Consider the following 20,301-nt stretch of genomic DNA (forward strand, 5'->3'; position numbering starts at 1 on the left):
CTGGGCTCGGGCGCTCAGACCAAGGCGACTAGGATGCCCCTCGCTTGGCCCGGCTTTCCGCCTGCAACCAATCGGCGAGCGTCAGCACCTGTGGTGCCAGTCGCTGATGGCTGGAAAACGCCAGGTAATAACCCAGGTCGTCATCGCCGCCGAGCCGGTTTTCAGTCAACGCCACCAGACCACCGCTGGCCAGCATCGGTTCGATAAAGGGTGACCAACCGATGGCCACGCCCTGGCCGGCAAGCGCGGCCTGCAACAACAAGGTGTAGTTGTTGAAAATCAGCTCAGCTTCGCGCGGTACGCGACCCAAACCCAGCCGGGGAAACAGCGCCGGCCAGTCGAACCAGCCACTGTGGTAGTCAGCCTCCAGCTGCAGCAACGGCAGCTCAGTCAGTGATTCCAGTTGAGCGGGCAGTTGCAACCGATCCAGCAGTAATGGGCTGACCACCGGCGTTACCGCTTCACTGAACAGCTGTCGCGCCGGCGCCTGCAGCGTTGAGCCGCGCGCAAAAAGGATGGCGATGTCCGCTTCAGCTTGATCCGGCAATAACGGTTGCTGCGAGGTAATGATGCGCACGTCCACGTCGGGATGGGCATCCCGGAAGCGACGCAGGCGCGGCAATATCCAGTAAGTGGCGATGGCAAAATCGGTCACCAGATTGATGACAGCGCTGCCACTGTGCTGGCGGGCGTCGGCATAGCCCTGAGCCAGGCGGCTGAGTCCGTCGGCCACCGATTCGTAGAGTTGTTGTCCCGAGCGAGTCAGGCGTACACCGCGCGGCTGGCGTTCAAACAATCGCAATCCTAAATCTGCTTCCAGGCGGTGCACATGCTGGCTGATGGCCGGCTGGGTACTGTTCAGTGCGCCCGCGGCCGCCGTGAAAGAACCCAGTCTGGCTGCGGCTTCGAAGGCTTGTAAGGCGGCCAGAGGTGGCAGGTTGTTTTTTTGGTGCATAAGTAAAGCTTATGGTTTCTATAAGTAGAGAGCCAGTTTACAGCCGTTGGCTAGCCAAACACCATGACAAAGACATGACGTTCCATTTGAATTTCTTATAGTCAGAGTGATCAAAGATGACTGCCAGCCAACCCAATATTCTGATCCTTATGGCCGACCAACTGGCCGCACCCACCTTGTCGATCCACGATCCGGACAGCCCGGTACAGACGCCGAATATCCAATCCATGGCCGACCGCGGGGTGGTATTCGAGTCGGCTTACTGCAATAGCCCACTCTGTGCGCCATCGCGGTTTGTGTTTATGACCGGTCGCCTGCCATCGAAAATCGGCGCTTATGACAACGCCGCCGAGCTGCGTTCGGATGTGCCCACCTTTGCGCATTATCTGCGCGAAATCGGTTACCAGACGGCGTTGTCGGGCAAGATGCATTTTTGCGGCCCGGATCAGTTGCACGGTTTCGAGCAGCGCTTTACCACCGACATCTATCCGGCCGATTACGGCTGGGCGGTCAACTGGGACGGTGATGCCAGCCGGCCGACCTGGTATCACGACATGTCATCGGTCACCCAGGCCGGACCCTGTGTACGCTCCAATCAGCTCGATTTCGATGACGAGGTGGTGTTTCACGCCAAGCGTTACCTTTACGACCGGGCGCGCGATGACGCCGGTGATCGTCCCTTCTGCCTGACCGTGTCGATGACTCATCCGCACGATCCGTACGCCATTCCCAAGGAATACTGGGACCGCTACCGCGAAGAAGACATCAAGCTGCCATCGCTGAGTTATGCCGATGCGCCGAGCGATCCGCATTCCGAACGCCTGCGCTCGCTCTATCAGGTCGATACCACTGAGATCAGCGACCAACAAATCCGCAACGCCCGTCGCGCTTATTACGGCGCCATCAGTTATGTCGATGATCAGATTGGCGAGTTGCTGAATACCCTGGAAGAAACCGGCATGGCCGAGAACACCATCGTGGTGTTCTGTGGCGATCATGGCGACATGCTCGGTGAGCGTGGCCTCTGGTACAAGATGAGCTTCTTCGAGTGGTCAACGCGGGTGCCGATGATCGTTTGCGCACCCAAACAATTCTCACCCCGTCGGGTAGCCGAAAGCGTGTCAACGATGGACCTGTTGCCAACACTGGTGGAACTGGCTGGCGGCGGCATCGACTACGCCACCGATCTGGAAGGCCGCAGCCTGGTGCCGCATCTGACTGGCCGCGGTGGTCACGACGAAGTGATTGGCGAATACATGGGCGAAGGTACCGCCGCGCCGGTGCTGATGATTCGCCGTGGTAATTACAAGTTCATTCATTCGCCGATCGACCCCGATCAGCTCTACAACCTGGCCGACGATCCGCATGAAATTCGCAATCTGATTGATGAGCCTGCTGAAGCGGAACGCGTGGCCGCCTTGCGTCAGGAGATTGCCGACAACTGGGATCTGGATGCGGTGCATCAGGATGTACTCGACAGTCAGCGTCGTCGGCGCCTGGTCGCCAGCGCCTTGAGCAAAGGCAAGGTCACGCCTTGGGATCATCAGCCTCATACCGACGCCAGTGTGCAATACATGCGCAACACTCTGGATTTGGGTGATCTGGAAAAACGCGCTCGTTTTCCAAGGGTGGCCGATTGAGGCCACCTTCTTTCAACCAACCCATCGACCGACACAACCAAGAGGAAGCATTATGAAACACTTCTTTCGCCCGGGACTGATCTCCCTGGCCATCTGCGCCGGTGCCGTCGCGACGGCGGCTCAGGCAGAGGTGGCCGAGCAATGTCAGACCGTACGTTTCAGCGACCCGGGCTGGACCGATATTGGCGTCACCAATGCCATGACCACCACCGTGCTGGAAGGGCTTGGCTATGAGACCGATGTCAGCCTGCTGGCGGTGCCCATCGGTTTTCAGGCGCTGGGCAGTAACGAAATTGACGTTTTCCTGGGCAACTGGATGCCCGCGCAGCAAGGTTTCTTTGATGAATACCGGGATGGTTTTGATCAGGTCCGCGCTAATCTCGAAGGCGCTAAATTCACGCTGGCTGTACCGCAGTATGTTCAGGATGCTGGCGTAGAAAGTTTCGCTGACTTGGCCGAATACGGTGAACAATTCGACCATTATATTTACGGCATTGAACCGGGTGCGCCCGCCAATGAATCCATTCAGGCCATGATCGACAGTGATGACTTTGGTCTGGACGATTGGGAATTGGTGGAATCGAGCGAACAGGCCATGCTCAATCAGGTGGGACGTCAGGTGCGCGGTGAAGACTTTGTTGTGTTCCTGGCGTGGGAGCCACACCCGATGAACCTGCGTTTTGATCTGGCGTATTTGTCCGGCGGCGATGACTACTTCGGCCCCAACTATGGTGGCGCTACGGTCTACACCCTGACCCGGAAAGGCTATACCGATGAATGTGCGAACGTCGGTCAGCTGCTGGCGAATCTGGAATTCAGTCTGGATATGGAAAGCGGCGTTATGGGTGAAGTGCTCCGCGGCGACGCCGATGCACAAAGCGCGGCACGCGCCTACCTGATTGAAAACCCCCAGGTGCTCGATGCCTGGTTAGACGGTGTTGAAACCGTGGAGGGCGAGCCCGGCCTGGCCGCTGTGCGCAGCCACCTCGGTCTGTAATCCTGCTTTACGTCTCCCCCTTGTCTTCGAGGGTTGCCTCTGCCGTTTTGCGGCAGGGGCTTTTTTATGCGCCTAATGATCAAGTTGGCTAAGTTTGGGTCGATAACAACCGAAATAGGCTTGAATTGACTTGAACATACCGAACCCTCGGCCAATTCTCCGTTGTTTCAGGCCCGCCGTCGTCCGGCTTTGCTAAACTGGACGTTTTGTATTCTTCGGACGAGGTCGACCATGCTGTCAGTTAAATCATTGCATCCCAATCGTTGGTCGCTGTTTGTGCGCACCCAGGTGTTGGTTGCATTGATGGTGGTGTTGTTGGCCGTTGGTTTTGCCTGGGTGTTGTTCGATCTGCAGCAGTTGGTGGAGCGTAACCGTCAGCAAATTGAGCGTGTCGATCAGCAACAAGCCACGCTGGCGCACCAAAATGAAGTGGTGCAAGCGCAGAAAGCTCAGTTAACACAACAGCAGGAAACCCTCGAAGACCAGCGCAATGCGCTGGTGTTACAGCAGCAAGCCAGTGTGGTGTTGCAGCTTTATCCGGAATTTTTGTTTTGGCGCTTTGCCGCCACGGCCTCCCAATCGAACACGGATATTGGCGAGGGGGATCGCGCTGAAACGCAGCTGCGTGAAGCGGTGGCGGTATTGTCGGATCTCGATGCTGACCTTGGCGAAGCCATGGATGTCTTCCTGCTGGATCTCGACACCTTTAATGAGCGCATCAGCGAAGCCATTGACGCCTTCCGCGACGGCGACGACGCCGGTGGCCGTCGTATCGTCCAAACTACCCAAACCCCGTTTATTTCCATGAACACCATGGCGGAAGTGGTGGCCGATATGGCTAACGAAGCGGTGGTGGCGGCTAATGGTCGGGTGGCGACTTCCTTGCAAGAACTCGAAGCCACGGTGCTCGATGTTGAACAGGCCGCCGCCAGTGTTGCCGAAGCCGGGAACGTTTTGTCGGCGGACATTGAATTGGTGGTTGAGCAGGCTGACGCCACCGGCGTGCAGGGTTGGATTACGCTGGCGATCATCGGTGTGTTGTTTTTGGCGGTCGGCTGGGTGTTATCGCGGTCGGTCAGTGGGCCTGTACTGCAACTGCAACGGTCGATCAAACACATTGACGAGACCGCCGATCTGACTGAACGGATTCACCTAAGACGCCACGACGAAGTGGGGCTGATTGCCCAGAGCGTGAATGCCATGTTGCAAAGCTTTGGCGACATCATCCGCGATGTGCGCCAGGGCGCCGGCGCGGTGGCAGGGCGCGTGGGCGATAACAGCCGCGCGAATGAAGAAGTCGGCCGCATTCTCGACCAGTTAAACGAAGAAGTGGAGCAGGTGGCCGCGGCCATCAATGAACTCTCGGCGACGGTGCGCGGCATCAATGAAAGTACCTCGGCGGCGGCAGAGCGGGCGTCCCAGGCTGAGCAGGAATGCCGTTTGGGGGCGGAGCGTTCCCGGGCCAGTGGTGAGCAGGAAGCGCGCCTGCAAAATGAAATCAGCACCGCCTCGACTAACCTGAATCGTCTGGCCGAGCGCGCCGGCGATATTCAGGCCGTCATCGACGTCATTCAGGAAGTTTCTGAACAAACCAATTTGTTGGCGTTGAACGCGGCCATCGAAGCGGCCAGGGCTGGCGAATATGGCCGCGGTTTTGCGGTAGTCGCCGAGGAAGTACGGACTCTGGCACAGAAAACCGAAAACTCCTCCGCTGAAATTAAAACCATGATTGAACAGTTTGCGGCCGAAGTAGGCACCACGGTCGAGGCCATGGGGCACGCTGTTGAGTCGGCTCAGGCAGCGGGTGAGCTCAGTGAAGAAGCCAGCCAGGTGATGGATGGTGTCTTCGCCATCGTTGCGGAAATCCGCGCCACCAACGAACACATTTCCCAGGCCACACAAGAGCAAAGCGAAGCCACCGATTCCATCGACGGCAGTGTGACCAGCATTGCTGGCTTGATCTCCCAGGTCGCCGATCAGGCGCAGCACACCGTGGCCGGTGTGCACGAAATCGCTGAACAGTCCGATCGGCTGCAGCGACAAACGGAGCGCTTTACGGTTTAGTCTTCAGCCGTGGTTGCATTCCTCTGTGGTCTATGGTGATTTGATCGCACCGTCGGTGAGCAAAGGCGTTATCTGAGCCGAGCAGTATTGGTTGGCGGCGTTTAATCACTTCTCTGGCCAGGGATAATGTCTGATGAACGTTCGTCGGTGGCAAACCGTCTTGTTCCAATTAAAGCGTCAGATCTGGGTACTGCTGTTGCTGCTCTTCAGCCCGGTGTCGGTGCTGGCAGAAGAGGCGGGCTTTTCTCATTTCTCACCGATCTCTGAAACAACCTTTCCTGCCTTTCCGCTGGCGGCTGATTCGCTTCAGGATATCCGACTGCATCAGTTGGAATTGGATGAATATTATCGCCATGACTTGCAGACCTTTACCCGGCGCCTGGAAGCCTACCGACGCACGCTGGAAGAAGCCCGCCAATCACTGGAAGCGCAACGCGAAGACGAAGAGCAGGTCAGTATTGATGCCTGGCGTCATAAAGAACAACTGCGCCATGCGTCGGTGGAGTGGGAGCAGCGTCGCCAAGCACTGGAGCAGCAGCGAACCGATACCGAGCAGGCATTTTCTCAGGGCAACATCAGCCGCCCGATGTATGTATCGCAACTGGATGAGTATCGGCAGGGCATTGTGCAATACAAGGCGTTTCATGAACGCTATCGACGCGCACGAGCGGTGTTTGATCGGGCGCATCAATCATTCAGCGAATACCTTGAGCGTACCTACCGTCCGGGTATTGATGCCTATCAACGAGCGGTTCGCGAATCACTGGAGCCAGAGCAGCAACGTCAGAGATTGTTGATGGCACGCTATGAAGAACGTCGGTTGTGGTGCCTGGCGGTGATTGATGAACTTAAGTCCATTGAGGAAGAAACGGCTCGTCAAGAAACGTTGGCACGATTAAAAGAGGAAGCCGGCCTATGAATGGCAGTGGATTTTCGTTGATGACGCTGTTGCAAACCATGACGCTGAGCGAAACCTTGTACTTTGTTTGGCGGGTTATCAGCCAACTGATTTTGCCCATTGTGCTGGTGCCAGCGTTGTGTGTCTCGGTGGTAGCGTGGGTGCGTCGTGGTAAGGGTTTTTTCAGGCTGGAAAGTTCGCTGGCCATGATGTTCTGTTTGATCGGCGGCACCCTGGGTTTTGCCGCCGGTTTCAGTCGCAGCCCGGTGGTGGACGTTGCGTTAACGGCATCGGTGTCACTGGTGGTGACTTTGTTGGGTTATAGCTTTGTGATCAAAAAAGACGTCAACGAAGGCGTGCGTCATGCCGTGCCGACCGCCTTGCTGGGCTTTGTTTTGACGCTGTGGATCGCCTTGCTGGTGGCAACCGCCTTTCGGTTTGAATGGCAGGCGATGATTGCCTGAGTTCGCCTTAGAGCGAATTCCACAGGGTATTAAAAATCGTCTGCTGAGTGTTGGCGATGGTCGGTGAATTAATCACCACCGCTGTCGGTAAATCGCCATGGCTCAGTGAAATCATCGCCATCTTTGGTGGATAGATCGCAATGTAACTGCCAGCGTGTTCGCTCGAGGCTTCGTCGATCCATTTCCGATCCGCCAGTGCGGCTTCTTCGCCGCCTTCGCCGATGGCAATCACCCGTACATTAATCCCCAGCTTGACGCGCTGGCGGGTGTAATTCGGAAAGGGACGGTACAGGTATTTACGAATCGCCTTGGCAGAATAGATGCAGTAGGACGGGTCTTCCTGTTCGCTGACGGTGGAGAGAATGTCTTTAAGCACCAGCTCAATGCCATCGTCGCCTTCGTAGTAATGCACATCGGCATTACCGGTGGCCGGGCGCAGGTGGCTCAGTTCGGGGATGACTTTTTCATCCAGCAATTCCATCGCTTCACTGACTTGCTGCTGATGATTCAGCGCCAGTTCCTTTAAGCGTTTTGGCGGCTCGGCGCTGAAGTGGCGGCGCTTGCCTTTGGGAAAATAACTGACCACGCCTTTTTGCTGCATGCGTTTTAGCAGTTCGTGGGTGGTACCGCGGTTGATGCCCGCGCGGTCGGCGATGTCGCGAATCGATGCCGGGCCCGATTGCAGCAGTGCCAGATAGATGCGCGTTTCACGCGGCTCTAAACCAAAAGTGCGCAATACATCTGCGGTATTCATCAGGCTGTCCTCGGGGCAAATTGAAAGACGTCGCTGAGCATGGCGTCGGGCCGAAAACCATGTTCGGTCAGCGCATCCAGCAGGGTGTAGACCATGGCGGGTGAACCGCAGCAGATTGCTTGGCAGGCCTGCAAATTGTCGTGATCACCGTGAATGGCGTGTACCAGCATCTGGTGTTTGTCGTCCCAATGACCCTGTTCGAAAATCAGCGCTGAGGTGTGGACGTTGTCGTATTGATCGGCCCAGTTTTCTGCGCGTTCCAGCATATACAGCTGACTCAGACGGTGGCCGGACCAGTACAGATAGATGGGCCGGGTGGCGCCGTTGGCGAGCAGATCTTCGAGCACGGATTTGACCTGACTGAAGCCAGTGCCTGAAGCAATTAACAGCAAGGGACCGGTTTCCGCGGGCAGATTGCTCAGCCGCGTGTCACCGCCGGGAGTGGTGAAGTCGATGGCTTTGGCCTGCTTTAGCCAGTTGATCAGGCCATCGGCCTGGTCGGTTCCCGCCTGAATGTGCAATTCGATGCAAGGTGTTTTGGGCGCTGAGGCGATGGTGTAGTAAAGGTCGCTGAAACCGGGAATGCGCAGTTCCAGATACTGACCGGCCTCAAACGGATAGTCGTCGAGCGGTTTCAGTTGCACCTGCCAGACATCGCCCGTTAAGGCTTTCAAGTCGTGAAGGGTGGCAGTGTGCAGCGGGGTTTCGGACACAAAAACGCTCCGTTTGGTGCATGTCAATGGACATTATACACAGTCAAACGGAGCGCTGAATGGGGCTGGCTGTTTAGGCGGCGAGCGATTCGCTGTGCTGCAGCGAGGCCGCGTTCTGCTCGAGCAATTCCAGCGCTACCGGCTGGTTGCCACGGTAGCTGACGCGAATACGCTGACCGGCTTGCAAGGCGGATGCCTGCGGCAAGCTTTGCACCAGAATGTTTTGCACATAGGCGTCGCCGGCATCGAAATCGACCTGGTTCAGCGGAGCCGGGCGGCGGTAAATCTGCCACAGATGAACGACGTCGATCAGTACGATAAAACCGTTCAACAAAGCGACCGGCCAGGCTTGGATCAGCAAGCCGTAGCTGGCGAAGGTGCCAGCGCCAACCAGGTTGATCCAGCGCAGTTTGCGGATGTCAGCCATCATCAACGAGATGGCGATCAACACGGAACCGAGGTAGCCGTAAACTTCTAACCACTGCATTTAATGCGTGTCCTTTCCTGAGATACTTGAACGAGTGGTCAGGATTTTATGGATGAATGCGAGGAAATCAAGCTGGAGCCTTGCGACTTATAAGCCCAGCTTGATCATCAATTCGTCCACTTTTGTGGACACCTGGGGATCCTTAGCGATCGGCCGGCCCCATTCGCGGTCGGTTTCTCCCGGCCACTTATTGGTGGCGTCCATCCCCATTTTCGAGCCGAGGCCGGCGACCGGGCTGGCGAAGTCGAGATAGTCGATGGGGGTGTTGTCGATGATCACGGTATCGCGTTTCGGGTCCATGCGGGTGGTCATCGCCCAGATCACGTCTTTCCAGTCGCGCGCATCGACATCGTCGTCCACGACAATCACGTACTTGGTGTACATAAACTGCCGCAGAAACGACCAGACGCCCATCATCACCCGCTTGGCGTGACCGGCGTATTGCTTCTTCATGCTGACGACGGCCAGACGGTAGGAGCAGCCTTCCGGTGGTAGATAGAAATCGACGATTTCCGGGAACTGCTTTTGCAGAATCGGCACGAAGACTTCGTTCAGCGCCACGCCCAGAACCGCTGGTTCATCGGGCGGACGGCCGGTGTAGGTGGAGTGATAAATCGGCTTGCTGCGGTGCGTCATGCGCTCGACGGTGAACACCGGGAAGGTTTCAGTTTCGTTGTAGTAGCCGGTGTGATCGCCGTAGGGGCCTTCTTCCGCGGTTTCGCCCGGGTAGAGAAAACCTTCGAGGATGATTTCCGCGCTGGCCGGGACTTTTAGGTCGTGAATGCCGCATTTCACCAGTTCGGTGCGGCTGTCACGCAGCAAGCCGGCAAAGGCGTATTCCGACAGCGTATCGGGTACGGGTGTGACCGCGCCGAGAATGGTTGCCGGATCAGCGCCGAGTGCCACGGCAATCGGGAACGGCTCACCCGGCTTTTCTTGCTGCCAGGCCTGAAAATCCAATGCGCCGCCGCGATGCGACAACCAGCGCATAATCAGTTTGTTTTTGCCGATCACTTGTTGGCGATAGATGCCGAGGTTGACCCGGCCACCTTGAGGACCCTGGGTGATCACTAAAGGCCAGGTAACCAAAGGCGCGGCGTCTTCCGGCCAGCAGGTCCAGACCGGCAGTTTGCCCAGATCGACATCCGGGCCTTCGAAAATCTCTTCCTGGCAGGAGGCTTTGCGCACCGTCTTGGGCGCCATCGAGAGCACTTTTTTCAGCAGTGGTGCTTTGTCCCAGGCATCTTTTAAACCCTTGGGCGGATCGGGTTCTTTTAAGTACGACAGTACCTTGCCAATTTCGCGCAGGTCATGCAGCGATTCTGCCCCCATGCCCATGGCCACGCGCTCGGGTGTACCAAAGAGGTTACCAAGCACGGGCATATCGAATCCGGTTGGGTTTTCGAACAGCAAAGCCGGGCCGTTTTTGCGCAACACCCGGTCGCACAGATCGGTCATTTCCAGTTTGGGATCGACCGCCTCAGTGATGCGCAGCAGTTCGCCACGTTGCTCAAGGCCGGTGAGGAAGTCGCGCAGGTCGCGGTATTTCATCGGGAAAGTCACTGCCTGGGAAGATGGCGGCTAATGCTAATGCATTGAGCTGAAAAGCCCAAACCTGGCACCAATTCAGTCTGCTTGCAGGCGCTGCATGACCGGGTGATCGGCTTTGAGTTGCAGCAGATCCCAGAGATTGCCGTACAGATCTTTGAACACAGCAACGGTGCCGTACTCGACGTCTTTGGGTTCGCGCACAAATTCCACACCGCGCTCGCGATAGCGTTGATAATCACGCCAAAAGTCGTCGGTGTTTAAAAAGAAGGTGACGCGGCCGCCGGTCTGGTTGCCGATGTAGCTTTCCTGATCGGTATTGGACGCGCGGGCTAATAATACGGACACGCCCTTCGAGCCTTTCGGCGCTACCGTCACCCAGCGTTTGTCTTGTTCCGGTTGGTAGCTGTCTTCGATCAGATCGAAGTCGAGGATATTGAGGTAAAAATCCAGAGCGCGATCGTAATCATCAACGACTAACGCGAAGTGTACGATTTCCTGAGTCATGGGAATTCTGGTCGTTATTGCCTAAGCGCTACTTAGTTACGGGTTGGTTATGAAGTCGAGAGGGTTGTGGTGGTGCTCGATCAAAGTGTAGTCGAACCATGACTCCGGGGGCCGCCGTCAATACGTCCCTGTAGGCTAGGCGGCAACATCCATGTTGCCGACACCCCCTCCGCCATGGTTCGACCACACTTTGATCCGCATGATCATCGCCAAATTTTGATTTTCAGAACCGCGACTTACCTCTGATGGAGGTGTGGAGCGCTGGACCAGTTTTTCGGGGTAGAGCTCGGCATGGATGCCGAGCTCTAGGCCCCATGGATGGGTTCACGCCGACCCCGAGAAACTGGTCCAGCGTTTCATACCGGACCAATGCCACAGGTCGGGCTAAAGCTGCTTCGCCTGAATAAACATCGGCTCACGGGTTTTACCGGCGACTTCCAGTTCGTGCAGATAGGCCTGCCAGTAGGCTTCGAATTGAACACCCAGTTCGCGCAGGTATTCCCAATCGTAAAGCCCGGAATCGTGACCGTCATCGAACACCAGCCGCACTGCGTAGCGGCCTGTGGGTTCGATGGCGTTGATGCCCACGCCTTGCTTGCCGTGCTGCAACACCGCCTGCCCCGCGCCGTGGCCGCGTACTTCGGCTGAGCGCGAATGCACCCGGAGGTATTCGGCGCTCAGTTCGTGCACCACGCCGTCCGGCCAGGTGATTTCCAGGACGGTGTCGGCACGGCGGTAATTGAGGGCAGTGGGTACTTGGCTCATATCAGAGAATAAACCGGCTCAGGTCTTCGTTCTTCGACAATTCGCCGAGGAATTTTTCGACGTAAGCCGCATCGATGGTGACGGTGTCACCGCCCAGTTCGCTGGCCCGATAGGAGAGGTCTTCAAACAGACGCTCCATAATGGTGTGCAGACGACGGGCGCCGATGTTCTCGGTGCTTTCATTGACCTGATACGCCGTTTGCGCCAGCGCTTCGATGGCGTCGTCGGCGAATTCGATGGTCAGACCTTCGGCACTCATCAGCGCTTTGTACTGCTCGGTGATGCAGTAATCCGGCTCGGTCAGAATGCGTTTGAAATCGTTCGGCGTCAGCGCATCGAGTTCGACGCGAATGGGCAGACGACCCTGCAATTCCGGAATCAGATCGCTGGGTTTGGAGAAGTGGAACGCGCCGCTGCCGATGAACAGAATGTGATCGGTGCGCACCATGCCATACTTGGTGCTGACGGTGCTGCCTTCGATTAAGGGCAACAGGTCGCGCTGCACACCTTCGCGGCTCACTTCGCCACCACTGCGCTGATCGCTCTTGGCGATCTTGTCGATCTCATCGAGAAAGACGATGCCGCTTTGCTCAACGGCTTTCACAGCTTCCTGCTTCAGCTCTTCTTCGTTGACCAGCTTGGCGGCTTCTTCTTCGATCAGCTGCTTGAGCGCGTCCTTCACTTTCAGGGTGCGCTTTTTGGTGTTGCGATTCTGGCCGCCCATGTTGGCGAACATGTTCTGCAACTGGCTGGTCATTTCTTCCATGCCCGGCGGCGCCATGATTTCCACGCCCATGCTCTGCTGGGCGACGTCGATTTCAATCTCTTTGTCGTCCAGTTCACCCTGGCGCAGTTTCTTACGGAAAACCTGGCGGGTGTTGCTGTCGGTTTTGGGTTTTTCCACGCCGTCGTCGCCGAAGTTGGTGTCGCGTGCCGGCGGCAGCAGGATGTCGAGAATACGATCTTCGGCGGCGTCTTCCGCGCGCGGCCGGGCGCTTTGCATGGCCTGTTCGCGGAACATCTTTATGCCGGTTTCGACCAGGTCACGGACGATGCTTTCGACATCGCGGCCGACGTAGCCGACCTCGGTGAACTTGGTCGCTTCGATTTTGATAAAGGGCGCGTTGGCGAGCTTAGCCAGACGACGGGCGATTTCGGTTTTACCAACACCGGTCGGGCCAATCATCAGAATGTTCTTGGGGGTGATTTCCTCTCGCATGCTGTCGTCGAGTTGCAGGCGGCGCCAGCGGTTACGCAGGGCAATGGCGACAGCGCGTTTGGCGTTGTCCTGGCCGATGATGAACTTATCCAGCTCGTGGACAATTTCACGGGGAGTCATGGTCGACATCAATGAGACCTCAGAGCGATTCGTAGATGGCATTGTGGTTGGTGAACACACAGATATCGGCAGCGATATCGAGCGCTTTGCGGGTGATTTCCTCAGCGCCCATTTCGGTGTTCTCGTGCAGCGCGCGGGCCGCAGCCAATGCAAAGTTGCCACCGGAACCGATGGCGGTGATGCCGTGTTCGGGTTCGACCACATCGCCGTTGCCCGAAATCACCAGCGTGGCGTCTTTGTCGGCGACGATGAGCATGGCTTCGAGTCGCCGCAGGGCACGGTCGCTGCGCCATTCTTTGGCGAGCTCTACCGCTGAGCGGGTCAGGTGGCCGCTGTGTTGTTGCAGATGGCCTTCGAATTTTTCAAAGAGGGTAAAAGCATCGGCGGTGCTGCCGGCGAAACCGGCAATGACGCGGTCATTGTACAGGCGGCGAACTTTGCGCGCGTTGCCTTTCATGACGGTGTTGCCGAGAGAGACCTGGCCGTCGCCACCGACGACAACAGCGTCATCGCGGCGCACAGAAACAATCGTAGTCATGCGAACATACCTTGGGTGACTTCAAGAGTTGACTTCAAGCCAGCTAGGTGGGGGCAGGGATGGGATTTCAAAGGGAGGGCGGGTCAAGCGGTGACCTTTGACCCGCAAACAGTGATGGCGTTCAGTTTAGGGTACGCACCATCACCTGATGGTTCAGGCCGGCAAGAATATCCTGCGCCTTGTTCAATTGAGAGCGATCATTAAAGGGGCCGACCATCACCCGATGATAAATGCCGCGATCGCCCAGGTCGGCTTCGGTCAGATGGGTGGTCGTCAAACCGTTGATGATCAGCTCAGCACGCAACCGTTCGGCATCAGCGGCATCACTGAACGAGGCCACCTGGATTTCCCAGCGACGATTGGACGGTGAAGCGGCAGGCGATGCGTTGCTGTTATTGCCGGTGTTGGCTGAGGGAGCCGGTGGCGCAGGAACCGGTACTTCGTCGTCTTTGAGCAGTTGATAGAATTCGAAGGCTTCTTCCAGACTCGGCGTGCGCACCGCACTGTCACTGCTGCTGTCGTCTTCGCGGGTGGTGGTCTCGGGCAGCGCTTGTTGCAAACGCTCGCGCAACGCCGTGCCACCGCCGCCTTCGCTAGGTACCTGGCTTAGGTAATACAGAAAGCCGACGAAGGCGACGGACGCACAGCCGGTAAAAATCCATACCCAACGCGGCACGCGTGAACGTTCCGGTTCGGGCTGGCGTTTGTTGGCGTAATCTCTGGCCACTTACATGGTCTCCGGGGCGCTAACGCCGAGCAGGTCGAGGCCGTTAAACAACACCTGACTGATGGCAACCGACAAAGCCACACGGCCGTTACGCAACGCAGCATCGTCGACCAGCATGCGGTTGTTGTTGTAGTAGGCGTGGAACAGCGCCGCCAAGTCTTTCAGATAGGTGGCAATGATCGCCGGTTCCAGGCTGTTACCTGCATGTTCTACCACTTCAGGGTAACGACGCAACTGAGTGATGAGTTCGCGCTCGTCGTCCAGTTCCAGCTGACCCAGCGCTTCGATGCCGGCAGCCTGGTCGTAATCGTGACCTTGCTCGTTCAGTTTGCGCAGCAGCGCATGCACGCGGGCGTGGGCGTATTGGATGTAATAAACCGGGTTGTCGCTGCTTTGGCTGCGGGCCAGGTCGATGTCGAAGGTCAGTTGCGAATCGGCGCGGCGTGACACCAGGAAATAGCGGGTAGCGTCGCGGCCGACTTCATCGATCAGGTCGCGCAGCGTCACATAACTGCCGGCGCGCTTCGACAATTTCACTTCCTCACCACCTTTGGTGACCATCACCATCTGGTGCAGCACGTAATCGGGGAAGCCTTCCGGAATGCCTTCGTTTAACGCCTGCAAACCAGCGCGGACGCGGTTGACGGTCGAGTGGTGGTCGGCGCCCTGTTCATTGACGACGCGCTTGAAGCCACGCTCGAATTTGTCTTTGTGGTAGGCAACGTCGGGCAGGAAGTAGGTGTAATGACCGTCCTGTTTGCGCATCACACGGTCTTTGTCGTCGCCGAAATCGGTGGTGCGCAGCCACAAAGCGCCGTCTTGCTCGTAGGTGTGACCTTGTTCGATCAACTGTTTGACCGTGGCTTCCACCTTGCCGGTCTCATACAGCGACGATTCCAGATAAAAGACATCGAATTCGACGCCAAAGGCTTTTAAATCCAGATCCTGTTCACGGCGCAGGTAAGCCACGGCGAAATCACGAATGGCGGCCAGATCGTCGGTATCGCCGCTACCGGTAACGTGGCGGTCGTCGGCATCGATGGTGGTTTTGTCCATGTAAGCGTTGGCGACGTCGCTGATGTAGTCGCCGCGATAACCGTCTTCGGGCCAGCCAGCATCATCCGGCCCCAGACCTTTGGCGCGCGCCTGAGTCGACAGCGCCAGATTCTGAATCTGTGCACCCGCGTCGTTGTAATAAAATTCGCGGGTGACTTTCCAGCCATTGGCTTCGAGCACACGCGACAGTGAATCGCCCACCGCGGCCCCCCGGCCGTGACCGACGTGCAGTGGCCCGGTCGGGTTGGCGGAAACAAACTCAACCTGCACTTTTTGCTGCTGACCGTTCTGGTTGCGACCGAAGGCGTGGCCAGCGGCGAGAATGTCTTTGACGATTTCCGCCTGGGATTCGCTGGCCAAATAAAAGTTGATAAAGCCGGGACCGGCGATGTCGACTTTCTCGATCAGGTTGTTCTCCGGCAACGCCTTGATCACCGCTTCGGCCAGGTTGCGCGGCGGCTGACCACACGGTTTGGCCAGTGTCAGCGCCAGGTTGGATGCCAGATCGCCATGAGACTTGTCTCGGCTGTTGTCGACCATGACGCGCACTGGGTGATCTTCTGGGATCACACCGTCCTCTTTAAGCCGCGCAACGGCCTGGTTCAAAAGTTCAACAACCGCGTCTTTCATGGGTCTGACTACTCCGGATCGAGCGAAGAAAAGGAAAGGGCCGCATTATCCACAAAATGGGGGGTCCGAACCACCGCTGGCGTCGCTGGATCAGAGCGTTTCCAAAGGATCGATATCCAGATGCCAGCTGAGCCCGCGCTGCTGACGCGGGTAATGTCGCACCAGCGGCTCCAGGGCATTATGCAACTGGCTGCGCTTATCGCTCTGCACCACCAGCACAAATCGGTGTTTGCCCGCGCGGCGCGACAAAATGGCCGGCAGCGGACCGAAGACACGAATGCCGGTTTGTTGCAGTAAATAGTCGGCCATCTCCGCCAGTAAAGCTTCGGCTTGTTGCGGGTAGGCCGAGTCGCTGCGCAGGCAGGCGAGAAAGCCGTAGGGCGGCAGGCCGGCGGGTTGGCGTTCACTCAGCAACTGGTCACTGAAACGCTGATAATCCTGCTTCAGCAACGGCTCGAAAAACGGATGATCGGGATGCCAGCTTTGCAATAAGACTTCGCCAGCGGCATCGCCCCGCCCCGCGCGACCGGCGACTTGGACCAGCAACTGACCGGTGCGTTCGCGTGAGCGGAAATCGGCGCTGAACAGACCGGCGTCCAGATCCAGAATACCGACCAGCGTGACCTTTTCGAAATGATGCCCTTTGGCCAGCATCTGGGTGCCGACCAGAATCGCCGGTCCAGCATCGCGGGTGCGTTCCAGTTGGCGGTTGAGCGCGTCGGCGGTGGTGATGGCGTCCCGGTCAAAACGGATGATCGGCACCTGTGGAAACCATTGCTCCAGCGCTTCTTCGGCGCGCTCGGTACCGGCGCCCAGCGGCATCAGTTCGTGGCTGCCACAGTCGGGGCAGACAGTTTCCGGGCGCGATTGATAGCCGCAGTGGTGACAAATGGTCTGATGGCGACCGCGATGATAGGTCAGCCGAGAATCGCAAAACGGACAGTCGGCCATCCAGCCACAGGCGCTGCAAAACCAGCTCGGTGCATAGCCACGGCGGTTGAGAAACAGCAATACCTGCTGCCCTTGCGCCAGATGTTCGCCAATGCGCAAACGCAGTCGTTCGGACATGCCGTGCTCATGCTGCTGGCGGCGCATATCAACGGTTTCCAACTGCGGCCGTGATCGGCCACCGGCACGTTCATTCAATACAGCATGCCGATATCGACCGTTGCGGGCATTGTGCAGCGATTCCAGCGAGGGTGTTGCCGAGCCCAGAATCACCGGAATCCCGGCCTGATTGGCGCGGAAGATGGCAACATCACGGGCGTGGTAACGCAGGGTATCCTGCTGTTTAAAGGAGGCATCGTGTTCTTCGTCGATGACGATCAACCCCAGATCGGGCAGCGGTGTCAGTACCGCCGAGCGGGTACCGACGACGATGGCCGCTTCGCCGTGTTGCGCTTGCAGCCAGGCGTTGTGACGTTCTTTGTCGGTCAGGCCCGAATGCAAGGCGACCAGTTCATCGGCAAAGCGCTTCTGGAAACGTTCCAGTGTTTGCGGCGTTAGGCCGATTTCCGGCACCAGCACCAGAACCCGTTTACCGGCCGCCAAAGTGCGCGCCATGGCTTGCAAGTAGACTTCGGTTTTACCGCTGCCAGTGACACCCTCCAGCAAGAGCACGTTGAAGGTGTCGTGGCTCAGTTGGTCCAGAGCGCTGCGTTGGTCGGTGTTTAAGGTCAGAGGGTCTTGCCGCAACTGTCCGCTCGGTTGACGCGACTCGGTGCTCAGTGCCACCTCCTGAGCAAAGCGTTTTTCCACCAATGCGCGCCAGTGTGTGCGCTCGATGCCGTGGCGGCGCAACTCCGAAGGCGTCGCCGCACCATGAGTCTGCAGCCAATGCAGCGCTTCCCGTTGGCGCTTGCCTTTGAGCTGATCTGCGTCGAGGTGTTCACCTGCGACGGTCAGTTCCACTCGCGCTTCGGTGACCAGCTCGGCTGCTTCGCCGTTGCGAAGCAAAGCGGGCAGGGCTAGCAGGTAAGCACTGGCGGCATCGTATAAATAGTAGCGAGACATCCACTGGGCGACCTGGAGCAGGGCGCTATCGAGCAGCGGTTGTTGATCGAGCAAGGCGTCGATGGGTTTGAGTTTATCGAGCTTGTCGCGTTCGTCGGCATCGCGCCGTGCCACCACAATGCCCACCACCGTTTTGTTGCGCAGTGGCACCTGGCAACGCGTGCCGATGTCGGGCGTCATATTGTCCGGAATTCGGTAGCTGAGCGGCCCGGCAAAGGGGCCGGGAACGACGATGTCAGCGAGGCGTATGGCGGTGGTTGTCAATCGGAAAGACTCTGGTATGATTGCGCTCCCAAATTTTGGGGCCTGGGCGCGTCCTTCTGGATAAAGGCCGCAGCATTGTGCCCCGAAGCCGATTCTTACGTCAAAGTTGCGGTGCCCGGCAATAACGACCGGGTGGCGGCACAGCGAGGTGACCCATGAAAGCTGACATCCATCCTAAGTACGAAGAACTGGTTGCAACCTGTTCTTGCGGCAACGTTATCAAAACTCATTCCACCCGTGGCGGTGAAATGCACCTTGACGTTTGCTCGGCTTGCCACCCTTTCTACACCGGTAAGCAGAAGATCGTTGACTCCGGCGGCCGTATCGACCGCTTCAAGTCTCGCTTCGGCGCGCGCAGCATCAACAAATAAGGTTGATCCTGCGGTACCAAGAAACCCGGCGTTGCCGGGTTTTTTTATGTCTGTCGATCGCCCATCCAGGCGATGACGAATCAGGACACAGCAGTCCCGCCTTGGAACGCTCCCTAAGGTGTGCGAAAAGGGCCGGTTAGTGGGTCTGGGTTGGTGCCTTGCCTGACGGGCAAAACTGTCGTGCGTGAACAGCGTTTTGCATCGCTTGAGCCGCTTCTGTGCGTTGTTTATGCTAACTTCCACTTAGTTTCCTAGCCTCCCCCCACCCAATAAGAACAGATGGAAGACGGACATGTCGGATGACTTAAAGCGCGACGCGCTTGAATACCACGCCCTGCCAACGCCGGGAAAACTGAGTATCGAGATCACCACACCGGCGGAAACTTCCCGCCACCTCTCGCTGGCCTACAGTCCGGGCGTTGCCGAACCGGTAAGAGCGATCGCCGAAGATCCGGAAGATGCCTTCAAATACACCATGAAAGGCAACCTGGTTGGTGTGGTCTCCAACGGCACCGCGATTCTCGGTTTGGGTAATCTGGGTGCTCTGGCCAGTAAGCCGGTGATGGAAGGCAAAGCGCTGTTGTTTAAGCGCTTCGCGAATGTCGATGCCATCGACATTGAAGTCGACAGTGAAAATGTCGACGAGATTGTTCGTACCGTGGAGCTGATTGCTGAATCATTCGGCGGTATTAACCTGGAAGATATTAAGGCGCCGGAGTGTTTTGAAGTTGAACGTCGCCTGATTGAAAGCTGCAAAATTCCGATTTTCCATGACGACCAGCACGGCACCGCCATCGTCACGGTCGCCGGTATGTTGAATGCGCTGGAAGTTCAGGGTAAGTCACTGGCCGATGCCAAACTGGTAGTGCTCGGTGCCGGCGCGGCAGCGATTTCCTGTTCGCGTTTGTTGATGTCCGCCGGCATGCCGCTTGAAAACATCTTAATGATTGACCGCAAAGGCGTGATTCATGCGGGTCGAGACGATCTGAACCAGTACAAGGCGGAATTCGCTAACCCAGTCACCGAAGCGCGCACCTTGGATGACGCCATCGACGGCGCTGATATTTTCCTGGGTCTGTCCGGTCCGGATATGTTGTCCGCTGAGCAGCTTAAAAAGATGGCGCCGAACCCCATCGTGTTTGCCTGTGCAAACCCCGACCCGGAAATTCGGCCGGAGCTGGCATTGGCAACGCGCGATGATCTGGTCATGGCGACGGGTCGTTCAGACTATCCGAACCAGGTCAATAACGTGCTCGGTTTCCCCTTTATTTTCCGTGGTGCGCTGGATGTGCGCGCGACGGCGATCAATGAAGCGATGAAGCTGGCGGCGGCCTACGCCATCAAAGAACTGGCGCGAGAAGAGGTATTGCCGGAAGTGGTGGCGGCCTACGGTGGCGAGCAGTGGACCTTCGGTCGCAACTACATCATTCCCAAGCCAATGGATGCACGATTGCTGAATCGCGTTGCCGGTGCCGTGGCGCGGGCAGCGGTTGAAACCGGTGTGGCGCGCGCGCCCTTGCCGGATAAATACAAAGCCTGATTCGCTGTTGGGATACAAAAAAGCCACCCGA

Annotated in this window: 19 protein-coding genes; 7 read left to right on the forward strand and 12 right to left on the reverse strand. The window is 57.5% G+C overall.

Annotated elements, in window-relative coordinates:
- Window positions 1-28: 28 nt before the first annotated feature.
- Window positions 29-955, reverse strand: coding sequence for a LysR substrate-binding domain-containing protein (locus BGP77_RS08225; protein WP_108164220.1), 927 nt, complete (start codon window positions 953-955; stop codon window positions 29-31).
- Between the two features lie 116 nt (window positions 956-1,071).
- On the opposite strand from BGP77_RS08225, the gene betC reads away from it, so the two are divergent.
- The 5 genes from betC (at window position 1,072) to BGP77_RS08250 (ending at window position 7,018) form a co-directional block, all read left to right on the forward strand.
- Window positions 1,072-2,595, forward strand: a complete 1,524-nt coding sequence (betC, locus tag BGP77_RS08230) for a choline-sulfatase (RefSeq protein ID WP_108164221.1) — start codon at window positions 1,072-1,074, stop codon at window positions 2,593-2,595.
- 52 nt (window positions 2,596-2,647) lie between these two features.
- Window positions 2,648-3,592, forward strand: coding sequence for a choline ABC transporter substrate-binding protein (gene choX / locus BGP77_RS08235; RefSeq protein WP_108164222.1), 945 nt, complete (start codon window positions 2,648-2,650; stop codon window positions 3,590-3,592).
- A 231-nt stretch (window positions 3,593-3,823) separates the two neighbouring features.
- A complete protein-coding gene (locus BGP77_RS08240; RefSeq protein WP_108164223.1) occupies window positions 3,824-5,656 on the forward strand; it encodes a methyl-accepting chemotaxis protein in 1,833 nt (610 codons plus the stop codon).
- Window positions 5,657-5,789: 133 nt separating this feature from the next.
- A complete protein-coding gene (locus tag BGP77_RS08245; RefSeq protein ID WP_108164224.1) occupies window positions 5,790-6,575 on the forward strand; it encodes a hypothetical protein in 786 nt (261 codons plus the stop codon).
- Complete coding sequence (locus BGP77_RS08250; RefSeq protein ID WP_108164225.1) at window positions 6,572-7,018, forward strand: hypothetical protein; 447 nt, start codon at window positions 6,572-6,574, stop codon at window positions 7,016-7,018. Before BGP77_RS08245 ends, BGP77_RS08250 begins: the two co-directional genes overlap by 4 nt.
- 7 nt (window positions 7,019-7,025) lie before the next feature.
- Here BGP77_RS08250 and BGP77_RS08255 read toward each other — a convergent pair whose 3' ends face one another.
- The 11 genes from BGP77_RS08255 to BGP77_RS08305 form a co-directional block, all read right to left on the reverse strand.
- Window positions 7,026-7,772, reverse strand: a complete 747-nt coding sequence (locus BGP77_RS08255; RefSeq protein ID WP_108164226.1) for a TrmB family transcriptional regulator — start codon at window positions 7,770-7,772, stop codon at window positions 7,026-7,028.
- The gene (locus BGP77_RS08260; RefSeq protein ID WP_158269318.1) at window positions 7,772-8,485 is read right to left on the reverse strand and encodes a hypothetical protein; all 714 of its coding nucleotides are present in this window, start codon (window positions 8,483-8,485) and stop codon (window positions 7,772-7,774) included. The genes BGP77_RS08255 and BGP77_RS08260 overlap by 1 nt, the downstream gene beginning before the upstream one ends.
- 73 nt (window positions 8,486-8,558) lie before the next feature.
- Entirely contained in the window at window positions 8,559-8,972 is a 414-nt protein-coding gene (locus BGP77_RS08265; protein ID WP_108164228.1) for a YgjV family protein, read from the reverse strand.
- A gap of 87 nt (window positions 8,973-9,059) precedes the next feature.
- Window positions 9,060-10,523, reverse strand: coding sequence for a 4-hydroxy-3-polyprenylbenzoate decarboxylase (gene ubiD, locus BGP77_RS08270; RefSeq protein ID WP_108164229.1), 1,464 nt, complete (start codon window positions 10,521-10,523; stop codon window positions 9,060-9,062).
- A 75-nt stretch (window positions 10,524-10,598) separates the two neighbouring features.
- Window positions 10,599-11,027, reverse strand: coding sequence for a VOC family protein (locus BGP77_RS08275; protein ID WP_108164230.1), 429 nt, complete (start codon window positions 11,025-11,027; stop codon window positions 10,599-10,601).
- Window positions 11,028-11,411: 384 nt separating this feature from the next.
- Window positions 11,412-11,792 (reverse strand): gamma-butyrobetaine hydroxylase-like domain-containing protein, encoded by a 381-nt coding sequence (locus tag BGP77_RS08280; protein WP_108164231.1) that lies wholly within the window; start codon window positions 11,790-11,792, stop codon window positions 11,412-11,414.
- 1 nt (window position 11,793) lies between these two features.
- On the reverse strand, window positions 11,794-13,140 hold the full coding sequence (gene hslU, locus BGP77_RS08285) for an ATP-dependent protease ATPase subunit HslU (protein ID WP_108164232.1): 1,347 nt from the start codon (window positions 13,138-13,140) through the stop codon (window positions 11,794-11,796).
- A 10-nt stretch (window positions 13,141-13,150) separates the two neighbouring features.
- On the reverse strand, window positions 13,151-13,669 hold the full coding sequence (hslV, locus tag BGP77_RS08290; RefSeq protein ID WP_108164233.1) for an ATP-dependent protease subunit HslV: 519 nt from the start codon (window positions 13,667-13,669) through the stop codon (window positions 13,151-13,153).
- A gap of 121 nt (window positions 13,670-13,790) precedes the next feature.
- The gene (locus BGP77_RS08295; RefSeq protein WP_108164234.1) at window positions 13,791-14,396 is read right to left on the reverse strand and encodes an SPOR domain-containing protein; all 606 of its coding nucleotides are present in this window, start codon (window positions 14,394-14,396) and stop codon (window positions 13,791-13,793) included.
- Window positions 14,397-16,082 (reverse strand): arginine--tRNA ligase, encoded by a 1,686-nt coding sequence (gene argS / locus BGP77_RS08300; protein WP_108164235.1) that lies wholly within the window; start codon window positions 16,080-16,082, stop codon window positions 14,397-14,399.
- A gap of 90 nt (window positions 16,083-16,172) precedes the next feature.
- Window positions 16,173-18,359, reverse strand: a complete 2,187-nt coding sequence (locus tag BGP77_RS08305; protein ID WP_158269319.1) for a primosomal protein N' — start codon at window positions 18,357-18,359, stop codon at window positions 16,173-16,175.
- Between the two features lie 155 nt (window positions 18,360-18,514).
- On the opposite strand from BGP77_RS08305, the gene rpmE reads away from it, so the two are divergent.
- Together rpmE and BGP77_RS08315 are read left to right on the forward strand one after the other, a co-directional pair.
- A complete protein-coding gene (rpmE, locus tag BGP77_RS08310; protein ID WP_108164237.1) occupies window positions 18,515-18,730 on the forward strand; it encodes a 50S ribosomal protein L31 in 216 nt (71 codons plus the stop codon).
- A gap of 292 nt (window positions 18,731-19,022) precedes the next feature.
- Window positions 19,023-20,270: a malic enzyme-like NAD(P)-binding protein gene (locus BGP77_RS08315; RefSeq protein ID WP_108164238.1), complete on the forward strand. Its 1,248-nt coding sequence runs from the start codon at window positions 19,023-19,025 to the stop codon at window positions 20,268-20,270.
- Window positions 20,271-20,301: the final 31 nt, after the last annotated feature.

This window comes from Saccharospirillum sp. MSK14-1, from assembly GCF_003054965.1.
Lineage (GTDB): Bacteria > Pseudomonadota > Gammaproteobacteria > Pseudomonadales > Natronospirillaceae > Saccharospirillum.